This is a genomic window from Agrobacterium sp. RAC06, from assembly GCF_001713475.1.
GTDB lineage: Bacteria > Pseudomonadota > Alphaproteobacteria > Rhizobiales > Rhizobiaceae > Allorhizobium.
On sequence record NZ_CP016499.1, the window covers coordinates 543,153 to 560,942 of the forward strand.

Here is a 17,790-nt window from a genome sequence, read left to right on the forward strand (position 1 = left end):
AACATCAATAACAAGAGCGACTTAACGGGGTGTTATCGCGGCTCGCCGCAATTTAACTAGAAATCATCGGCAACTTTTTGGTGGTGCTTAAATGTGAGTTCGCGTCGCATTTGCCCGCTTTCACTCTGGCCTTCCAAGCCCTGATTTCGTCGCGCAGGTTGCAAAACGCTACACGCAAGGGAATTCAGTGGCGGCCGAGAATGCACAGCCCATAGTCGAGACCAATTGATATGTAGATATGTGCAGGCGACTCATGGGTCGCCTGCATCTCCCCCTCCATCTCACGAGTTCTCCATGCCGAGCCTCTCTCCCGCCGCTCTCTGGCCGATCCTGCTTCTTTCCCTCTCGAACGTCTTCATGACATTCGCCTGGTACGGGCATCTCAAATACAAGACGTCCGCCCTCTGGATCGCGATCGTCGCGAGCTGGGGCATCGCCTTCTTCGAATATTGCCTGGCGGTTCCTGCCAACCGGATTGGTGCGGAGGTCTATTCGGCCGCGCAGTTGAAGACCATTCAGGAAGTCATCACGTTGATCGTCTTTTCCGGCTTCACGGTGTTCTTGCTCAAGGAAAGCCTGACCATCAACCATGTGATCGGCTTTGCCCTGATCGCTGCCGGGGCTGCCTTCGTCTTTCGCGGATGAAAGGCGGCGCGGCCAAGTTCTGGTCGCGCCGTCTTCTGGCCGGTTTGGGGCCACCGTTTCTCTAGCTTGCGGTAGCGACGCGATCCGTGCCGATACGCCAGGCCGGAAGGACGATGGCAGCCAAGAGGAGAGTGTTGAGCAGGACGTTGACGCTCGCGCCGGATGCGAAGGAGCCGGTGCTGTCGACGAGATACCAGGCAAATGTCCCCTCGATCATCAATAAACGGGCAAGCTTTGGATCGGCCGGCAGCAGGCGGTCGATGATCAGCCACATCATGACGCCCCAGCCGACCATGACCCCGCCGCCCATGGCAGCGAGTACGCGGGCGGCCTGGGTATCTATGGGCTGGGCGCCGTCAAGCGGCCAGAACACCGCGTCGGCGAGGAGGGTTGCCGGCAGCGAAACGGCCGGGTGGGCGCCGAGGGCGACGAGCAGGCCCAGCAATACGATGAAGAGACTGGTGAGCTTCAGCCAGGTGGCGGCAAAATCACGGGACATTGGCAATTTTCCTTTCCGGTTGCGATGACGTGACCATGGCGGCCGGCCGGACGTGTCGCAATTACTCCGCAGGTAAGTGACGAGGCGCGCTGCATCTGCCAGAAGTTTTTGCAATTGCCGCTCGGAACGCTGCAGCATGGAGGATGTCATGACGGGTGATTTTGGTGGCCAGTTGCGCAACTGGCGCGGCAAGCGACGGATGAGCCAATTGCAGCTGGCGCTGGTTGCCGATGTCTCCGCGCGGCACATCGCCTTTCTTGAGACGGGACGGGCGAAGCCGAGCCGGCACATGGTTCTGCGGCTCGGCGAGGCGCTGGAGGTGCCGCGGGCCGAGCGCAACCTGATGCTGGATGCGGCAGGCTACCGCGCGGCCTATGCCCGCCGGCCGCTGGACAGCGCAACCATGGCACCTATCCGCAGGGCGATCAGCCACATGATTGCCGGGCATATGCCCTATCCGGCCTTTGTCTTCGATCGCTGCTGGACCGTGATGGATGCCAATGCGAGCGGTCATGCCATGTTGTCGGGCTTCGGCCTTGCTGCCGGGGACAGCTTCATCGACTTCCTGCTGCAGCCCGGACAGGGCGCAGAACTGGTGGAGAACTGGCATGAGGTTGCCGGGCATCTGGCGGCCCGTTTCAGACTGGAAAGCGCTCATCTCGGCGGCGATGCGATGCTGGAGCGGGCAGCCGAGGCGCTGGCTTGCGAGGTGGGAGAGGGCGATCACGGCGTAAGCGGCGAACTGCCACCGGTTCTGGCGGTGCGCTTTCGCTTCGGTGGAATGGTCTATCCGATGTTCTCGACGATCACGCAGTTCGGCACGGCGGATGACATCGCGCTCGCGGATATCAAGATCGAAATGTTCTTCCCGTCGGATGACGCCTGCGAAGCTTTCTTCCTCAGCATGGCCGGCTGAGGCCGGTCAGGCCTGGGGCACCGGCGTCGGCTTGCCATCAGCATCGAGCGCGACCATGACGAAGGTCGCTTCGGTGACTTTTTCCATGACATGGGTCAGATAGCGCTGGGCCCAGGTCTCGACCTTGAGCGTCATGGATGTGCGGCCGACGCGGCTGATTTCCGTATAGACGCACAGCGTGTCGCCGATTTTGACCGGCATGGCAAAGGCCATCTCCTGGACGGCAGCCGTGACGACGCGGCCTCGGGCACGCTCGGCCGCCCGGATGCCGCAGGCAAGGTCCATCTGGGCCATGACCCAGCCACCGAAGATATCGCCTGCCGCATTGGCGTCTGCCGGCATGGCAAGTGTCCTCAGGGTCAGTTCGCCGGTGGGTGTTTGCGTTGTACCGATCATCATTCTGTCGAGACTCCTCTGTGTGCTGCACAGAGAAGTACGCGGAGCAGCCGGTGCGCCACTACTAATATTCACATACAAAAAAGTACCCGTAATATTTTGTAAGACCGCATTTACGGAGTTTAGAACTGATAAATATCAAAATTTGGCATTCGAATCAAAGTTGGGGGTGGAAAGCATGAAATCGGTGTCTCTGTCTGTGCGGCTATACGCACTGGTCGCACTGGCTCTGGCGGTACTCGTGGGCACACTGACATACAGCCTCGTTCAATCATATGACGCGCTGGTACACGAGCGTCGTCTGGGTCTGGCCCAAATCAACGATCAGGCGATCTCGATTTTCGACACGTATCACAAGCAGGAGCTTGACGGCACGCTGTCGCGCGAGGAGGCGCAGGCGCGTGCCAAGGAAGTCACCGGCGCGATGCGCTACAATCCTGACGGCTACTACTTCGTCATCGATATGCAGCCGGCCATGGTCATGCATCCGATCAAGCCGGAACTGAACGGCAAGGATCTGAGCCAGAACAAGGACCCGAACGGCAAGTTCCTGTTCGTCGAGTTCGTCAATACGGTCAAGGCTAGCAAGGAAGGCTTCGTCGACTATTACTGGCCGAAGCCTGGCTTCGAAGAGCCGGTCGAGAAGCTGTCTCATGTGATCGGCTACGAGCCATGGGGCTGGGTGGTCGGCACGGGCGTCTATTCTGATGACCTCGCAGTGCTCTTCCGCGGCACGGCGCTCCGCTATGGTGTCGTGATTGGTCTTGCGGGCATCGGCATGGTGTTCTTTGCCTATCTCGTTGTGCGCAGCATCGTGCATCCGATCAACCGCCTGAAGGGCGCAATGAACGACATCGCTGAGGAGCGAGTCGACGTTTCCATCGGTGACATCGAGCGTCGGGATGAGATCGGCGGCATGGCCAAGACGCTTGAGGTTCTGCGTGGCAGCGTGCGCGAACGCATCGAGCTGCGCGATCGCGAAGCGCAGCAGCAGGCTAATCTGAACGGCGAACGCGAGCGCAACGAGCTCAATCTGCGCACCTCTTCCGAGCGGCAGAACCATGCGATCAATGCGCTGGGTTCGGCGCTGGAGCGTCTGGCAGAAGGTGATCTCACCGTGCAGATCGGCGTCATCGGTTCGGAATACGAAAAGCTGCGCGACGACTTCAACCGCGCAGTGGAATCACTGGGCGGCGTCATTGCCGCGATCAACCAGACGAGTGACATCGTAACGTCCTCGGCCGGCAATATCAGCGAGGCGACCAACAACCTGTCGAAGCGCACCGAGCAGCAGGCGGCAGCCCTCGAAGAGACGGCGGCGGCCCTCGACGAGATCACCGCAACCGTTCGCACGGCGGCTGAACGCGCCAATGAGGCACGTCAGATGGTGGCCGAGACCAAGTCGAGCGCCAACCGCTCCGGCGAGATCGTGCGCAGCGCGGTCGATGCCATGGGCCGGATCGAGGGCTCTTCGCAGAAGATCAGCCAGATCATCTCCGTCATCGACGAAATCGCCTTCCAGACCAACCTGCTGGCACTGAACGCCGGCGTCGAGGCGGCGCGTGCCGGTGAAGCGGGTCGCGGCTTTGCGGTCGTGGCGCAGGAAGTGCGGGAACTGGCGCAGCGTTCGGCGAATGCGGCGAAGGAGATCAAGACGCTGATCAGCGCATCGGCTGCCGAAGTCGATACCGGCGTTGGCCTGGTGCGCTCGACCGGCGAGGCACTGATCGAGATCGAGGCCTTGGTCAACCGCGTCAACGAAAGCGTCAACACGATCGCGACCGCGGCGAAGGAACAGGCCACGGGCCTGGCCGAGATCAATACCTCGGTCAACCACATGGACCAGATGACGCAGCAGAATGCGGCGATGGTCGAGGAAACCTCGGCTGCCGGCCAGTCGCTGGCGGAAGAGAGCTACAACCTGCGCCAGCTGCTCTCGCGCCTCAAGGTGAACGCTGCGCAGGCGGCGGCCGGTCATCGCCGGGCGGCGTAAGCGTCAGGCTTGACGCACGGACAATCGACAGACCGGGGCCGGCGGAGCGATCTGCCGGCCCCTAATTTTTGCCCTGGATTCCTCAAGGTTTTCGTTCATGGCGCATTAAGCCGGGATCGCCTATGCTGTCTTTCGTTGTCCCATAAGGGGATATCGAGGGTGAAATGAGTGTTGCGTTTTCGTCCCTTGGCAGCCGGCTGACGGTTGCCGTCCTTTCGCTCCTTCTCGTCGCCGGTTGTTCCGGCAGCGACCGGATTCCTTTCGCTGACGTTGGAGGGCCGCGCGCCGGCGACCAGCTGATCGGCAAGGTCGATCGCAGCAAAGACGGGCGGGTGCTTGTCGGTCGCGTCGGCGACCCACGAGCGGAGGCGGCCGCCTATGCGCCGCCGGCAGGGGCTGCGAATGGCGGGGCGCAGGGGCTCGACTATCTCGATACACCTAACCTGGCTGACAGCGATGCGTCGCAGGCCGCGCCGATGATGGCGGCGGGCACTGAGGCGCCTGTTGACGCCCAGGACCAGACGATGAGCGCGATGGTGATCCCGGAAGGCGGCGTCAATATTGACGGCGCGCTCGGGATCGGGGCCGAGCCCGGGATTTCCGATGTCGCTTACGCGGATGCGACGAGCCCGGTCGGCGTGCAGCCGCATGTGGTGACGCAAGGCGGGGCTATGGCGATCGCCGAGGGCAATACCAGCCAGCCGGTGGTCGACGGGATCGGCTTCGACGAGCCGGCGCAGATCGTGACGGGGCCGAGCGGGGCGCAGCAGCCCGTGATGCAGGAAACGCAGGTGGCCGAGATGTCGGAGGAGGGCGGGATCCTGCCGCTTTCGGTGGATAGTGGCAATTCCGGCATTGATGATCCGGTCCCCGTTTCGAGCCGGCGGACAGCGGCGGCTTCGAAAGCGCGAGCGCCTGCGGGCAAGGATTGTTCGCTCTATCTCGACAAGCGGAACTGCCGCTGAGCCGCTCCTCAGCCCCTATCCTATTTTGCTAAATGCCTAATCTTTGTCTGGTAAGCGCTTGCTGACGTTCTGGCCCGGACCTCACCGGCGGGGGCGGGGGTGTGGTTGCCTGACCATGGTGCCTGGATTCTTTCGGAAGGCCCCTCCCAACCCACCCCCAAGGGGGAGGGCTTAATCCGGCGGTACGGTCGTCTTTGCTGCCGGGTGCCGGGGCGATGGGCGATTGTGGGGGCAGGAGGGGCGCGAGCCGTACCGCCCGGGGCTTTGGCAGGCTTGCGGGCGGGGCGGTGAGCGCCTAGAGGCTTGGGCAGGGGTTGGTTGGCCTTCCACCACATCGTCGAGCGGGGCCCCGCGCTTGATCCTGCCGCTTTCCTCGCCGCCCGGCCGGGCGGTCTTATCTCCGGAGTAGCCATGCCGCCGATTGCCGATATCCTGTTTTTCGTCGCTCTTCTGGCGGCGGCCGGCGCTGTGGCGGGGCTGCTTGCCGGCGTCTTCGGGATTGGCGGGGGCGCGGTGCTGGTGCCGGTCTTCTACCAGGTCTTCGGCTATGCCGGGATCCCGGAGGAGGTGATCATGCATCTGGCTGTGGGAACCTCGACGGCGCTGATCGTGCCGACTTCGATCCGCTCGTTCCAGGCGCATCGCAAACGCGGGGCTGTTGATATGGACCTCCTCAAAGGCTGGACGATCGCGGTGCCGCTTGGCGCCCTTCTCGCCACCGTGGTCGCGGCTTACGTCTCGAGCGAAGGTCTTCGCCTGTTCTTCGCGGTGATGGGCCTGGTGCTTGCCGCCCGCATGCTGTTCCTCTCCAACCGGATGCATCTGGGCACAGAACTGCCGGGCCAGCCCTTCCGATTTCTCACCGGATCGGCAATCGGGCTTTTTTCCGGGCTGATGGGGGTTGGCGGCGGGGTGTTCAACAACACCTTCATGACGCTCTACGGCCGGCCGATCCACCAGGCGGTGGCGACGTCGTCAGGTGTAGGCGTCTTGATCTCGATCCCGGCCTTTTTCGGCTTCATCTATGCCGGCTGGGGCGAGGCGGGCCTGCCGCCCTTTTCCACCGGTTATGTCAACTGGATTGCCTTTGCGGTGATCTTCCCGATCGCTATGCTGGTCACGCCCTATGGCGCGCAGCTGGCGCACCGGCTGAACAAGCGGCAGCTGGAAATGGGGTTTGCGGTGTTTCTGCTGTTTGTGTCGGCGCGGTTCTTCTGGAGTTTGGTGGGGTAAGGGGGGGGCTACGTCACGTCATGCTAGGTGGGGGTATTCTGCGCGTCCTTCGTGCTCGGTCTGGCAGCTCAATGCGCTTCGATTTTGGTATACGAAGCGACTTCTCGAGCGTTTTAATTATGTCGACCACAGGGCCGGAAATTGTAAAGCGATCCATCGCTTTTAGGCGCCCGTAAAGTGACCGATCGTCGATGACGTTCTTTGCGTGAAAAGCTACCACAAAGCAGCCCAGCTCCAAGCGTGAGCCACTTAAAAGGTCCATTCTAGACAGAACTACCTCCCGTTCGGCGGCATCTAGGTGAACTGGCCACTCGTCTCGCCCAATGGAAGCGCATTTGCTGATCGCAAAAGAGTTTACTTCGTTCTCGTCAGGTGAAGCTAACATAAGCTCGAGAAGTTTATCTAAAACTGCCACATCAGGGGCTTCGAGCTCATGGCTTGAATACAGCAATCCAAGGACCCAAGCCGCAGGTTCCAGTGCTTTGGGCATGTCGCCGAGCAAGTGGGCTGTTACCAGTTCCAACAGCTCCGTATCCGGTGGCAAATGAAAGAGGCTTCCCCAGTAACCGCCCGCGATGGTTAACAAAGCCCTCTCTACTTCATCCTCGCTACCAGCAGCCAGTTTCTGGCGAATTTCTAGCTTGCCATCAGTGGAGAGCCAATATGTCGGACTTTTTGTAAGTGCCAATGATACGGCTCTTGTGTTTCTGAGCCAGATATCTGGTGTCCATTCCTGCGGGTCGATGTCAAATATAGTCTTAATGAATTCGTCGGAATACAAACCTTTAAGCAATGCATCCCAGTTTGGGTTGTCGCGACAACCTCTAGCAAAGACGCCCAAAGCCAGAAGTGCTTCTTTCATGGCTGCAGGCGAGGCTTCCGTCTCCTCAGCGAGACATTGAAGTAATAGCGTCACGACGTGCGGCATCGAGCGCCCACCTTTGACTTGCTTCAAGTCGGCCTCGGGTCCACGTCTTAGCTTCGCAATGTGTGGGGCAGCCCTCGATACCAATTCAAGGATGACAGACTCCGCCTGTCTTCTAGCAAGTACAGTTGCCATGGGCACGACCTCTTTCCACTCCTGCTGTTCGAGGTGCGCAGCTAAGGGCGTCAATAGGCTGTCGTCACTGCTGTAGTTGCTATAGTTACCATCAACAGATGCTTCTGCCGCTAAGTATTCTTGGAATGTTAGATGCCGAAACTGGTAGAACGGAACAGCCTTAGCTCCTTCCAACTGGTATCCTGATTCCATCAATAAACTAGATCGCAATTCGACGCGCTTGAGAAAATCTACCGGGCTGTCTTTTGCGTACATCCTAATTCTTGGAACCTTTTTCCGAGCTTCCTCAAGCAGGGATATCAACTCCAATTGGGTCGCTGTTTGTTTGCCTCTCTTCATCAGTTCATAGGCTATGTATGATAGCTGTGGCAGCGCCTCTTTGATATTGAGTGCCTCATGCCCCTTAATGTTCCAGGTGTCTAGCAACACCTCTACCGCTCGATTGTAGAGGCTGACCCTATCCGGGGGCAATCTCCCGGCGCCGTGCTTCACAACAAGAAGCATTGTCAATAGAAGTGGGTTCTCTGCCAAACGCCTCAATGCAGGATTGCTTATCAATCTTTCTGTGACTTCTTCAGCTTCGTCTAGAGCCTCCGGGGTCTCGCCGGTCATAAGTTTGTGCCAGTGAACTGATAGCGACGATATAGCTTCCTCGTCGAGCGGCGCGATACGCCATCTGGAGCAAAACCGTGCTATAGTAGGCGCAATAAGTGCAAAACCCGCTTCGCGGCTGGTTACCACCAATCGGACCTTTTTATTCTCCTCTAAAAACTTCTCTAGGTTCTCGACGAATGTGGCACGGTCTGCGTCGTTATGTATCTCGTCTAGTCCATCTACGAGCAGTACAACTTTACCCGCTTTCAACAGCGGGGTCAGTGCCTCGTAGAGATTGTCGAGCCCATCCTGCCCTGTAATCGCAGAGATATTCTTTAATATAAATGGAATTGGCCGCGAGATATGCTCCCGCCATTCACGGCACCTAATTAGAACTGGAAAAAGTTCCAGATTTGGCAAAAGGTCATCAGCACTACTTCTCCGATCTACGTTGGAGTAGGCAACAGCAAGCCGCTTCAGCAACAGCGTCTTACCTCCGCCAGGCAGAGCCAGTAGGGCAATTCGCTCGTTCGTCTTGAATGTTTCGCCAAATTGGGCTGGGCCCTCATTCTCTTCATGCCACTTCTTGAGCTTCTCCTCTCTGCGCTTGTCTGATGGGGGGAATTCCGGTGGCACAGGCGTTACGCTTAATGGGACGAAAAGCTTCTCCAAATCAAATTTTCGCTGTGCCGTATCAATATCTGTCCTGATGCCTTCGATTGTCATCTGTCCACAGTCCTTCACTAGGAATGACCGATAGGCAGTAAGTGTTTTATCGTCTCTAATCTGCGATTCTGTAGACGGAGGTTGTGACTTCGAGATGTGCTCAAAAACTTCAATCGAAGGGAGTATGGACTGAAGCGAGGCAGGTAGGTCCTCGTATTCTTTTCCGTAGCTGATGGGCTCGACGAAGCCCTGCCAGGTGGGGTCAGCTTGCCGCGAACGGGCTTCACTCTCACGCACCATGGCATAGTGCAACGGATGTCCACCTTTAATTTCGTCGCGCATCCATGAGATCAACGTAGAGAAATTAGGATCAGAAAATGTATCTCCGCATCCGATAAACAGTAGTCTTCCAAATGTACTTAAATGTCTTTGAAAGAACTGTCTCACTTCATTAGAAGATGCAGAGTGATAATCGCGAACACCCAGCACGCAGCTTTCAGGTGAGTCCCATACTCCGTGCAGATGTACAATACCTTCAATTTCCCGTCGCGCCCACTGCGCTACCTTGCGGGTGTCGGAAAATTTGATCGTAGGTAGTCCGGTGACCTTCTCCAATAGAGTATCGTAGTTTAGTGTTACGATCGGTATGCCCAATGTCTTCAGGTTGCGTAGTATTCGTGCGAATTCATTGTCCGATGGCCCGACATCGCCGAAACATTCCTCAAGCCATCGGCTATACATACCGCCATTTGGGGCTTCGAGTTTGCGGCCAATGAACTCGGCGGCGCTTATGAGGTCATCGAGGTCGTCAGATTGGGCCAGTGTTTGCCATACAGCATGCTGACCGTCATTTATCAAACTCCGGCTTCGGCAATAAGAAATCCCGTTATCAATCAACCCTCGCCAGGAGAAAATGGTTTTGTGCGTGGCCGATAGCGCCTGACTAGCCCCTGTGCCGATCACGACAACTAGATTTTTGTTTGCGATGGCGTTCTGAATTTCGCTTATGTGGCGTGGCTTCACGTCCGTCGTCTTAGATCCTGCCAACTTTGGTATCCCCCGCTTCCGGCACAAACCTCGCAAAATCGGAATTAAATTTCAACGAGGAGTTTGCTGGTGAGTTGTGGACAACCTTAATTCAGTGCGTTGGCAAAGTAAGTCGAGTTGTGGGCTATGGCTTACACCACCACCCCCGTCCGATTGCTCGACATCGTCAGCTTCCGCTCGGCGCGCTCCTGCTGGGGGGAGCGGTTGTAGAGTTCGCGGTAACATTTGGAGAAGTGGGAAGCCGAGACGAAGCCGCAGGCGACGGCGACTTCGACGACGGGCATGGAGGACTGGACCAGCAGGTGGCGGGCGCGGTCGAGGCGGATTTCGAGATAGTAGCGGGCGGGGGAGCGGCCCATCTCTTGTCTGAAGAGGCGCTCGATCTGGCGGCGCGAAAGACCGGCGTCATCGGCGATTTCCAGAAGCGACAAGGGTTCTGCGAGATTGGCTTCCATCAGTTCGATGATCTGCAGCACCTTGGAATTCTGCACGCCGAGGCGGGCGCGCAGCGGCAAGCGCTGGCGGTCGTTGGCGGAGCGGACGCGGTCGGTCAGGTGCTGTTCGCAGACGCGGTTGACGAGGCCTTCGCCGAAATCCTGGCCGATCAGGTTCAGCATCATGTCGAGCGAGGCGGTGCCGCCGGCGCATGTGTAGAGATTGCCGTCGACTTCGTAGAGGTCGGCATAGACTTCGGCCTGGGGGAAGGTTTCCGAGAAGCCGGGGAGGTTTTCCCAGTGGATGGCGCAGCGCTTGCCATTCAGGAGGCCGGCCTGGGCCAGCACATGGGCGCCGGTACAGAGCGAGCCGACCGCGACATTGCGGTTATAGGCCTCGCGCAGCCAGGCATTGACCGACTTGTTGTTGAACTCCTCGACATAGATGCCGGAACAGACGATCGCCATGTTCGGGCGGTTTTCGCCGCCGAGAAAGCGGCGCTCGTCGGCGAGCGAGGAATTCACCTCGATGCCGATGCCCGAGGAGGAATAGACCTTCTGGCCATCGACGGAGGCGAGGCGCCATTCATAGGCCGCATAACCCAGCATGCGGTTGGCGATGCGCAGCGTCTCGATGGCGCCGGCAAAGGGCAGAAGGGTGAAATGCGGGACGAGGAAGAAGACGATGGATCGCTTCTTGGTTTGCGGCTGTATCTTGCTCATGATGATGCCCAGTTGTCCTTGCTGCCGTTCCCTTGTTTTGCAGGCATGCTCCGCCTGAATCGATCGGCGCGATTGTCGTTTTACGACATTGTCATCCTATCGCGCGCCGCGCCCGCATCGGCAATTGCTAAAGAACGACATTTTCCGACTTTTTTCAGGCTGCGACGCCGTGAGCCAGGCGCCTGACGCGGCTCGGCGGCAGGTAATTGAAAAACCTTGATTTCGCGGACCGGGGTGGCTTGGGCGGGGAGACGGGCACTGCCCCGTTTGCGACGCGGTTGGGCGGCTCCGTCGCAAACGGGGTGCCGGAGCGGCTTGAGGCCGCCGCCGATGTGATCGACCAGTGTCAGGGCGCGGTGTCGCCAGAAGGCCAGCCGAGGTCCTTGCGCAGGTCGAAGGGCAGGGCTTCGAGGGCGGCCGCGTCCAGACGCCGGCGGCGGTGATCGGCGAGCGCGCGGGACAGCGTCCGGATGATGGTCGCGAGGCGATCGGCGGCATGGCTTGCGCGCTCGTCGAGCGTTCGGGCGGCGGCGGTCAGGCCGGCGCTGTCAGTGCGCGCGTTGAGCCGCGGGATCGTCCGGGAACTCGGCCGAGGCAAAGGGGTGTCGCAGCAAACCATGGTCATGGTTGTTATCCTCTTGGTGGTGGCCCGTCTTTCGCCTTGTTGGTTGGGCCAGAGCTCTGTTGTGATCGGCTTCGTTCCATCAATCAAACGAATGTTTCTGATGTTTGTCATTCTGAAAGCTGATCAATTGGCGATGGCGGGTGAGGCCGATATCATCGCGCAGGGCGGGGCCGAGGATGGCGAGCGCCGCGCGGGTCTGCTCGCGCACGGCATGGCGGCGAGTGTTGCTGAGCAGCGTCTCAAGCTTCTGCTGGACGGTCTGGAAACCTTGCTGTGTCATGCGGCAATCCTCCTCTTTGCGGTCTGTGAGGAGAAGGATGCGCCCGGATTGACATTCAATCAAACGCAATAGTATCGTTCTCAAGTTCAATTTTGTTGAAGGTCAATCCTCATGACTCTCATGCTCCGCCAGCCGCTTCCGCTGCTCGACAACGATGTTCTCCGGACCTTCGTGGCAATCGCCGAGACCGGCAGTTTCACCACCGCCGCCGACCGGGTCTATCGCACGCCGTCGGCCGTCTCGATGCAGATCAAGAAGCTGGAGGAGCAGCTGAATGTGACGCTGTTCCTGCGCGATGCGCGCTCGGTGACGCTGACGGAAAGCGGCGAGGTGCTGCTTCCTTATGCGCGGCGAATGCTGGCGCTGTCGAATGAGGCGGTGGGGCGGTTTCGCATGCCGGAAATGAAGGGGGTGGTCAGGCTCGGCGCGCCCGATGATATCGGCGAGCGCTTCATGCCGACGATCCTGCGTCGCTTTGCCGAGCTCTATCCGCTGATCATGGTGGACCTGACGGTCGATACATCGGGTGCGCTTCGGCGCAGGCTTGCCGAACAGCGGCTGGATCTGACACTGGTCAATTGCGCGCCGGGCCAGGTGGTGCATGAGGGCGAGGTGATCCACCAGGAACAACTGGTCTGGGCAGGAGCCAAATGCGGCACGGCGCATATCCGCGATCCGCTGCCCGTGTCGATCTGGGAGGATGGCTGCTGCTGGCGGGCGGATGCGCTGGCCAGGCTCGACAAGGACAAGCGGCCGTATCGGATCGCCTATCTCTCGGCACACACGATGGCACAGCGGGCCGCCGTGATTGCCGATCTCGCGGTGGCGCCGCTTCCGCGCAGCTATCTCACCGACGACATGACGGCGCTGGGTTCCAAGCACGGGCTGCCGGAGCTGGGGTCCTTCGAGGTGCGGTTGCTCACCGGCAAGGAGACGTCGGAGACGATCCAGGCGGTGGCGGACAGCGTGCGTTATGCCTTTTCCGAGATGATCGGGATGGCGGCGTAAGCGGGCGCGATCGGTAAGTGGTTGGCGATTTCTGGAATTAGGGAAATAGCGAATAGCGAATAGCGAATAGGATTTGATGAGAGATGGCGGATGACAAGGGTCAAGAGCTGCGGCTTCAGGATTTTGCGGGCCAGGCTTACGACAAGCTGCGCTACGGCGACACGGACCGGCAGGGGCATGTCAACAATGCCGTCTTTGCCACCTTCATGGAAACGGGGCGTGTGGAGCTGATCTACAACCCGCAAGATCCGCTGCTCGAGGACGGCTTTTCCTTCGTGCTCGCCAAGCTTGATATTGACTATATCGCCGAGGTTTTGTGGCCGGGTAAGGTCGAGATCGGTACGCGGGTAACGCGTGTCGGGCGGTCGTCGGTCTCCATGCAACAGGCGGTGTTTCAGGCGGCCAAGCTCTGTGCCTCGGCCGAGACGGTGGTGGTGCATTTCGACCAGACGACGCGCAAGTCGCATCCGTTTTCGGAGGCGCAGCGGGCGAAGCTCGAGGGATGGACGCAGGTGGGGTGAGGTGTCAGGCGATCCCGGCGAGGTGGGCTTTCTCGCCGAGCTGGATCACACTGCGGCTCTTCCACTGGGTGTTTTCCGCGAGATGGGTTATGCTGCCTGAGGGGACGGGGAAGCCGACCCGGCCGAGGCAGTCAATCGGCATGCCGATCCACCAGGCGATGACGAAGGTCAGTGCGAAGCCGTGGGTGACGATGACAAGGGTGTCGGCCGGATCGGCCATCAGCGCATCCATGGCGCCGTAGATGCGGGTGCCGGTCTGGCGGCGGGTTTCGGCCCCCTCGATGCCGCCGGTGTCGTCGAGGCCGCCATCATCGGGCACCGGCAGGCGGCGCGTGTCGAGCCAGGCCTGTGGCTTTCCTTCCGCGACACCGTAGCTCATTTCGCGCAGGCCGGGCGTCAGGCGGGGCGTGAGGGAGAGGTGTCTGCCGATGATTTCGGCGGTCTCGCTGCAGCGCAGGAGGTCGGAGGAGACGAGGGCCGGGGTGTCTTCGGCGCAGAGTTCGGTGATGCGGGCGGCGATCGCCTCGGCCTGGCGGCGACCGAGATCGGTCAGAGCGGTATCGTACCAGCCGCCAACACGACCCTCGACATGATGGACCGATTGCGGATGGGTGACGACATAAAGGGTTTTCATGCGGGGCCTCGCTTTCACAGCGCGCCCCGCATCGGGAGGCGCGTTCAGGCCTGCTTTTCATAGAGCGCCTGGCTCTCCGTCAAGACCTCGTCCAGCCGGCGGCCTTCCTGAAAATGGGCGAGATGCTCGGGATAGGTGACGCCGTCGGGCACCTTGGGGCAGATTTCGGGCAGGCCGAGCCGTGTCTCGACCGGGATGGCGCCGGCCCAGACGCGGGCATCGACATCGGCTGGGTCGTCGGAGACGCCGCCTGAGCGGACCTTTGCCGAGGCCTCCTCGATGCGCATGCCGATGACCATGGTGCCCTTGGCCTCCTGCGGATCGTTTTCGCGCAACACGTCGGAGCGGCCGGGATAGAAGCGGTCGACGACGGCTTTGAGCGCGTCCGCCTTTTCCTGGGGATCGTCGATGATGTGGGCGGTGCCAAAACACATGGCGGAGCGGTAGTTGGCGGAATGGTGGAAGCCGGAACGGGCGAGCACCAGGCCGTCGAGATGGGCGACGGTGAGGCAGACGGGGATACCGGCCTTCTGGCTCTTCAGCATGCGGCTGGCGGAGGAGCCGTGCCAGAACAGCCAGTCGCCGTCGCGCCAGTGGATGGTCGGCGTGCAATAGGGCTGACCGTCGATGACATAGGCGACGTGACAGAGCAGGGCCGCATCGAGCACGGCATAGACGGCGTCGCGGTCGTAAGCCGCGCGCTCATGCAGGCGTTTTGCCCGGTTGCGCGGGGTAACGGGGAAGGATTGTGGCTCGGGTCTCTCGTTCATGCTTGCCTCCTGACGGCTGATGCGGCAGGGATAGTCTGATAGATTGGTCCAAAGAAGATCCATGATGGTCAAAAATATCCGAACCAATTCCGACTGGTCTGCGAGCACGCCGATGCTGCCGGCGCAGGGGCCGCGGCGGCTGGCGCTCTATCGTTCGCTGCGCGGGCTGATCGAAAGTGGCCAGATGAAGCCCGGCGACAAGCTGCCGACGACGCGGGATATCGCCAAACGGTTTGGCGTGTCGCGTGGGGCGGCCGTTGCAGCCTATGAGATGTTGGTGGCCGACGGATTTGCCGAAGCGCGGGTGGGGGCGGGGACCTATGTGGCCGAGGCCGTGCCACTGTTGCAGGCCGTGCCCGAGCCGCGGGTGATCGAGGTCCAAGAGGTGGCAGCGCCGCTGCCCGGCGCACTCGGTTGTTCGACGGCGGACGAGACGACGCTTCGCATCTTCCGCATGCTGATGAACCGGCATCTCACGCAGCCCTCGGCGCGGCATTTCCACTACAACGATCCGGCGGGAAGTCATGCGCTCCGTGTTGAGGTTGCGGCTTACCTCAAGGCGGCGCGCGGGGTGGTATGCGAACCGGATCAGGTGATCATGACGGCGGGCACGCAGCAGGGGCTGGATCTGGCTGTCAGGGCACTTCTGAAACCCGGCGATCCGGTTTGGATCGAGGACCCCTGTTATGCAGCGGCGCGCGAATTGTTTGACGGCACGGGGATTGCCGTGACGCCGGTGCCTGTCGATGGCGAAGGGATTGATGTGGCCTCAGGGATTGCGGCGCGGCCGGATGCCAAGGCCGTCTATGTGACGCCGTCGCATCAGTATCCGCTGGGTGTGACGCTTTCCATGGCGCGACGGCTTGCCCTGATCGACTGGGCGCGGGCCACGGGCGCCTATATCATCGAGGATGATTACGACAGCGAGTTCCGCTTTGCCGGCCCGCCCTTGAGCGCGCTTCAGGGCATCGATGGCGAGGGGCGGGTGATCTATTTAGGCACATTTTCGAAGACGCTGCTGCCCGGTTTTCGCTTCGGCTATCTCGTGGTTCCCCGGCATTTACGTGAGCGAGTGCTGACAATTCGCCGGCTAACTGATCGCTTTCCGTCGACGCTGGCCGAGGATGCGCTGACGGAATTCCTGCGCGACGGGCATTTTTCGGCGCATATCAAGCGGGCGCGCAAGCGGGTGAAGGCGGCGCGGGATGCGCTCATCGAGGCGCTTCGCTGCGATCGGCTCGCGGTGACCGTGCCGGAACAGGGTTTGCATCTGGTGGCCGAGCTCGACGGGGCGGAAGACGATGTGGCGCTGGCAGCTGAGGCGCGGGCAGTTGGTTTCGGCGTCAAGGCGCTGTCGCCGCTTTATCATGGCGAGACGAAACGGCGCGGACTGGTGATCGGCTTTTCCGGCTTTGCGCCTGACGTGCTGGCGCAGGCGGCCCGGCGTTTCGTGTCAGGCCTTCAGGGCTCGCCGATGCGCGACGCCGTCGACCCAGATCGTCAGCATCTGAGCTAACAGCTGCTGCGGCGGCGCAGGGTTTGGCCGCGACTGCTTTAGCCCTTCCGACATTTCGAAGACGATCACCTCATGGAACAGCGCCTGGGCACCCCGGGCGTAAAGGCGTGCTTCGCCTGAGGTGAGAGAAGGATAGACGCGGGTGAAGAGGGCAGCAACCTGGTCTTCCACCTCGAAGCAGAGGCGCATGAAGGTCTCGGTATAGGGGCCGGTGACGATAGCCGCCTGGCTGAGATAGAGCTCGGCAAAGGCCGGCTCGCGGCAGAAATAGGTGAGCCAGGGGCTGAGCAGGCCGACCAGCTGGATGTCGAGCATTGCTTCTGGATCGATGCCGACGCCCTTGCGACCGGCTTCGGCCAGTTGCTCGATCTCGGTCAGGCCGAGGGCCGCCAGGAGATTGGTCTTGTCGCCGAAATGGGCAAAGACGCTGGATTTCGCGACTTTGGCGGCATTGGCGATCTGGTCGATGCTGGTCTGCTCGTAACCCTGACGGGAAAACAGGTCTCGCGCGGCGGCCAGAATATGGTCCCTGGTCTGACGGCTGCGGGTCTGGCGAAGCTTCATGCGCGAATCCTTTTGGTCGAGCCTACGCCAAATATATGTTGACCACGGTCAATTTCATCTCCATAAAATGACCACGGTCAAAAACGCGAGTGTTCCTCATGTCCTTTCTGTCGCGCGATGCTCAGCCCTCGAGAGTTCTGGTCCTGAACGGCAATCCGGCCAGGGATGCCCTGTGCGGCGCCATGGCGGAAAAAATCGCCGACGAGGCGCGGCGGCGTGGCCAGACGGTTCGGCTGGTGCATCTTGAGGATCTCGATTTCGACGCCAATCTTCGCCGAGGCTATCGCGCGCGCATGGAATGGGAACCGGATATCAAGGCCTTTGCCGACAGCCTGACCTGGTGCGACCGGCTGGTGATCGTGCATCCACTCTGGTGGGGATCGGCGCCGGCTAAGCTCAAGGGCCTGCTGGACCGTGTCCTGATGCCCGGTTTCGGCTTTCAATACATCGAGGGCAAGGCATTCCCGAAGCCGCTGCTCGCTGGGCGCAAGGCCCGCGTCGTCATCACCTCGGACACGCCGACCTTCTTTCTCAAATGGTTTTACGGCAATGGCTGGGTGAAGGTGCTGCGCCGGCAGATCCTGGGCTTCTGTGGCTTTAGGGATTTGAAGGTGAAGTATTTCAGCCCGGTGCGTGGGGCAAAGCCCGAGGCGCTGGCGAAGATGGTGGAGGATGCGGCTGGGATTTTGGGGTGAGGGGGA

The 17,790-nt window shown here is 60.5% G+C and carries 18 protein-coding genes; 10 read left to right on the top strand and 8 right to left on the bottom strand.

All coding sequences use genetic code 11. The features are described from left to right. Positions 1–294: 294 nt before the first annotated feature. Positions 295–645, top strand: a complete 351-nt coding sequence (locus BSY240_RS02545; protein WP_069041305.1) for a DMT family protein — start codon at positions 295–297, stop codon at positions 643–645. 61 nt (positions 646–706) lie between these two features. On the opposite strand, the gene BSY240_RS02550 is transcribed toward BSY240_RS02545, so the two are convergent. Continuing rightward, the gene (locus BSY240_RS02550) at positions 707–1,144 is read right to left on the bottom strand and encodes a hypothetical protein (RefSeq protein WP_069041306.1); all 438 of its coding nucleotides are present in this window, start codon (positions 1,142–1,144) and stop codon (positions 707–709) included. Positions 1,145–1,292: 148 nt separating this feature from the next. Here BSY240_RS02550 and BSY240_RS02555 point away from each other — a divergent pair, with 148 nt between their 5' ends. Next, positions 1,293–2,060 carry a helix-turn-helix domain-containing protein gene (locus BSY240_RS02555; protein ID WP_069043799.1) on the top strand — a complete coding sequence of 256 codons (768 nt, stop codon included), beginning with the start codon at positions 1,293–1,295 and terminating at the stop codon, positions 2,058–2,060. 6 nt (positions 2,061–2,066) lie between these two features. Here the strand turns inward: BSY240_RS02555 and BSY240_RS02560 are convergent, their stop codons facing one another. Continuing rightward, entirely contained in the window at positions 2,067–2,456 is a 390-nt protein-coding gene (locus BSY240_RS02560; RefSeq protein WP_082347838.1) for an acyl-CoA thioesterase, read from the bottom strand. Positions 2,457–2,634: 178 nt separating this feature from the next. Here BSY240_RS02560 and BSY240_RS02565 point away from each other — a divergent pair, with 178 nt between their 5' ends. The 3 genes from BSY240_RS02565 (at position 2,635) to BSY240_RS02575 (ending at position 6,647) form a co-directional block, all read left to right on the top strand. After that, entirely contained in the window at positions 2,635–4,449 is a 1,815-nt protein-coding gene (locus BSY240_RS02565; RefSeq protein ID WP_054151375.1) for a methyl-accepting chemotaxis protein, read from the top strand. Positions 4,450–4,613: 164 nt separating this feature from the next. Next, positions 4,614–5,414: a hypothetical protein gene (locus tag BSY240_RS02570; RefSeq protein WP_069041307.1), complete on the top strand. Its 801-nt coding sequence runs from the start codon at positions 4,614–4,616 to the stop codon at positions 5,412–5,414. 411 nt (positions 5,415–5,825) lie between these two features. Continuing rightward, entirely contained in the window at positions 5,826–6,647 is an 822-nt protein-coding gene (locus tag BSY240_RS02575; protein WP_069041308.1) for a sulfite exporter TauE/SafE family protein, read from the top strand. Positions 6,648–6,660: 13 nt separating this feature from the next. Here the strand turns inward: BSY240_RS02575 and BSY240_RS02580 are convergent, their stop codons facing one another. The 3 genes from BSY240_RS02580 to BSY240_RS02590 all read right to left on the bottom strand — a co-directional run bounded on the left by BSY240_RS02580 (position 6,661) and on the right by BSY240_RS02590 (position 11,796). Continuing rightward, positions 6,661–9,990 (bottom strand): SIR2 family protein, encoded by a 3,330-nt coding sequence (locus BSY240_RS02580; RefSeq protein ID WP_150127379.1) that lies wholly within the window; start codon positions 9,988–9,990, stop codon positions 6,661–6,663. Positions 9,991–10,145: 155 nt separating this feature from the next. Then, complete coding sequence (locus BSY240_RS02585; RefSeq protein WP_006727769.1) at positions 10,146–11,171, bottom strand: GlxA family transcriptional regulator; 1,026 nt, start codon at positions 11,169–11,171, stop codon at positions 10,146–10,148. A 346-nt stretch (positions 11,172–11,517) separates the two neighbouring features. After that, positions 11,518–11,796, bottom strand: a complete 279-nt coding sequence (locus BSY240_RS02590) for a hypothetical protein (RefSeq protein ID WP_069041310.1) — start codon at positions 11,794–11,796, stop codon at positions 11,518–11,520. Between BSY240_RS02590 and BSY240_RS24070 the strand changes: the two genes are divergently transcribed. From BSY240_RS24070 to BSY240_RS02605, 3 genes are all read left to right on the top strand, one after another. Then, positions 11,789–12,148 (top strand): hypothetical protein, encoded by a 360-nt coding sequence (locus BSY240_RS24070; RefSeq protein ID WP_069041311.1) that lies wholly within the window; start codon positions 11,789–11,791, stop codon positions 12,146–12,148. The two genes, BSY240_RS02590 and BSY240_RS24070, sit on opposite strands and share 8 nt — an antisense overlap. Before the next feature lie 39 nt (positions 12,149–12,187). Continuing rightward, the gene (locus tag BSY240_RS02600) at positions 12,188–13,084 is read left to right on the top strand and encodes a LysR family transcriptional regulator (protein WP_054151366.1); all 897 of its coding nucleotides are present in this window, start codon (positions 12,188–12,190) and stop codon (positions 13,082–13,084) included. 83 nt (positions 13,085–13,167) lie between these two features. Further along, complete coding sequence (locus BSY240_RS02605) at positions 13,168–13,605, top strand: acyl-CoA thioesterase (protein WP_069041312.1); 438 nt, start codon at positions 13,168–13,170, stop codon at positions 13,603–13,605. 4 nt (positions 13,606–13,609) lie between these two features. Here the strand turns inward: BSY240_RS02605 and BSY240_RS02610 are convergent, their stop codons facing one another. Together BSY240_RS02610 and BSY240_RS02615 are read right to left on the bottom strand one after the other, a co-directional pair. Then, complete coding sequence (locus BSY240_RS02610) at positions 13,610–14,239, bottom strand: histidine phosphatase family protein (RefSeq protein ID WP_069041313.1); 630 nt, start codon at positions 14,237–14,239, stop codon at positions 13,610–13,612. A gap of 44 nt (positions 14,240–14,283) precedes the next feature. After that, positions 14,284–15,009, bottom strand: a complete 726-nt coding sequence (locus tag BSY240_RS02615; RefSeq protein WP_069043800.1) for a pyridoxamine 5'-phosphate oxidase family protein — start codon at positions 15,007–15,009, stop codon at positions 14,284–14,286. Positions 15,010–15,073: 64 nt separating this feature from the next. On the opposite strand from BSY240_RS02615, the gene pdxR reads away from it, so the two are divergent. Then, complete coding sequence (gene pdxR / locus BSY240_RS02620; RefSeq protein ID WP_442856008.1) at positions 15,074–16,525, top strand: MocR-like pyridoxine biosynthesis transcription factor PdxR; 1,452 nt, start codon at positions 15,074–15,076, stop codon at positions 16,523–16,525. On the opposite strand, the gene BSY240_RS02625 is transcribed toward pdxR, so the two are convergent. Continuing rightward, positions 16,463–17,089, bottom strand: a complete 627-nt coding sequence (locus BSY240_RS02625) for a TetR/AcrR family transcriptional regulator (protein WP_069041315.1) — start codon at positions 17,087–17,089, stop codon at positions 16,463–16,465. The two genes, pdxR and BSY240_RS02625, sit on opposite strands and share 63 nt — an antisense overlap. 98 nt (positions 17,090–17,187) lie before the next feature. Between BSY240_RS02625 and BSY240_RS02630 the strand changes: the two genes are divergently transcribed. Then, positions 17,188–17,784 carry an NAD(P)H-dependent oxidoreductase gene (locus BSY240_RS02630; RefSeq protein ID WP_069041316.1) on the top strand — a complete coding sequence of 199 codons (597 nt, stop codon included), beginning with the start codon at positions 17,188–17,190 and terminating at the stop codon, positions 17,782–17,784. Positions 17,785–17,790 lie beyond the last annotated feature (6 nt).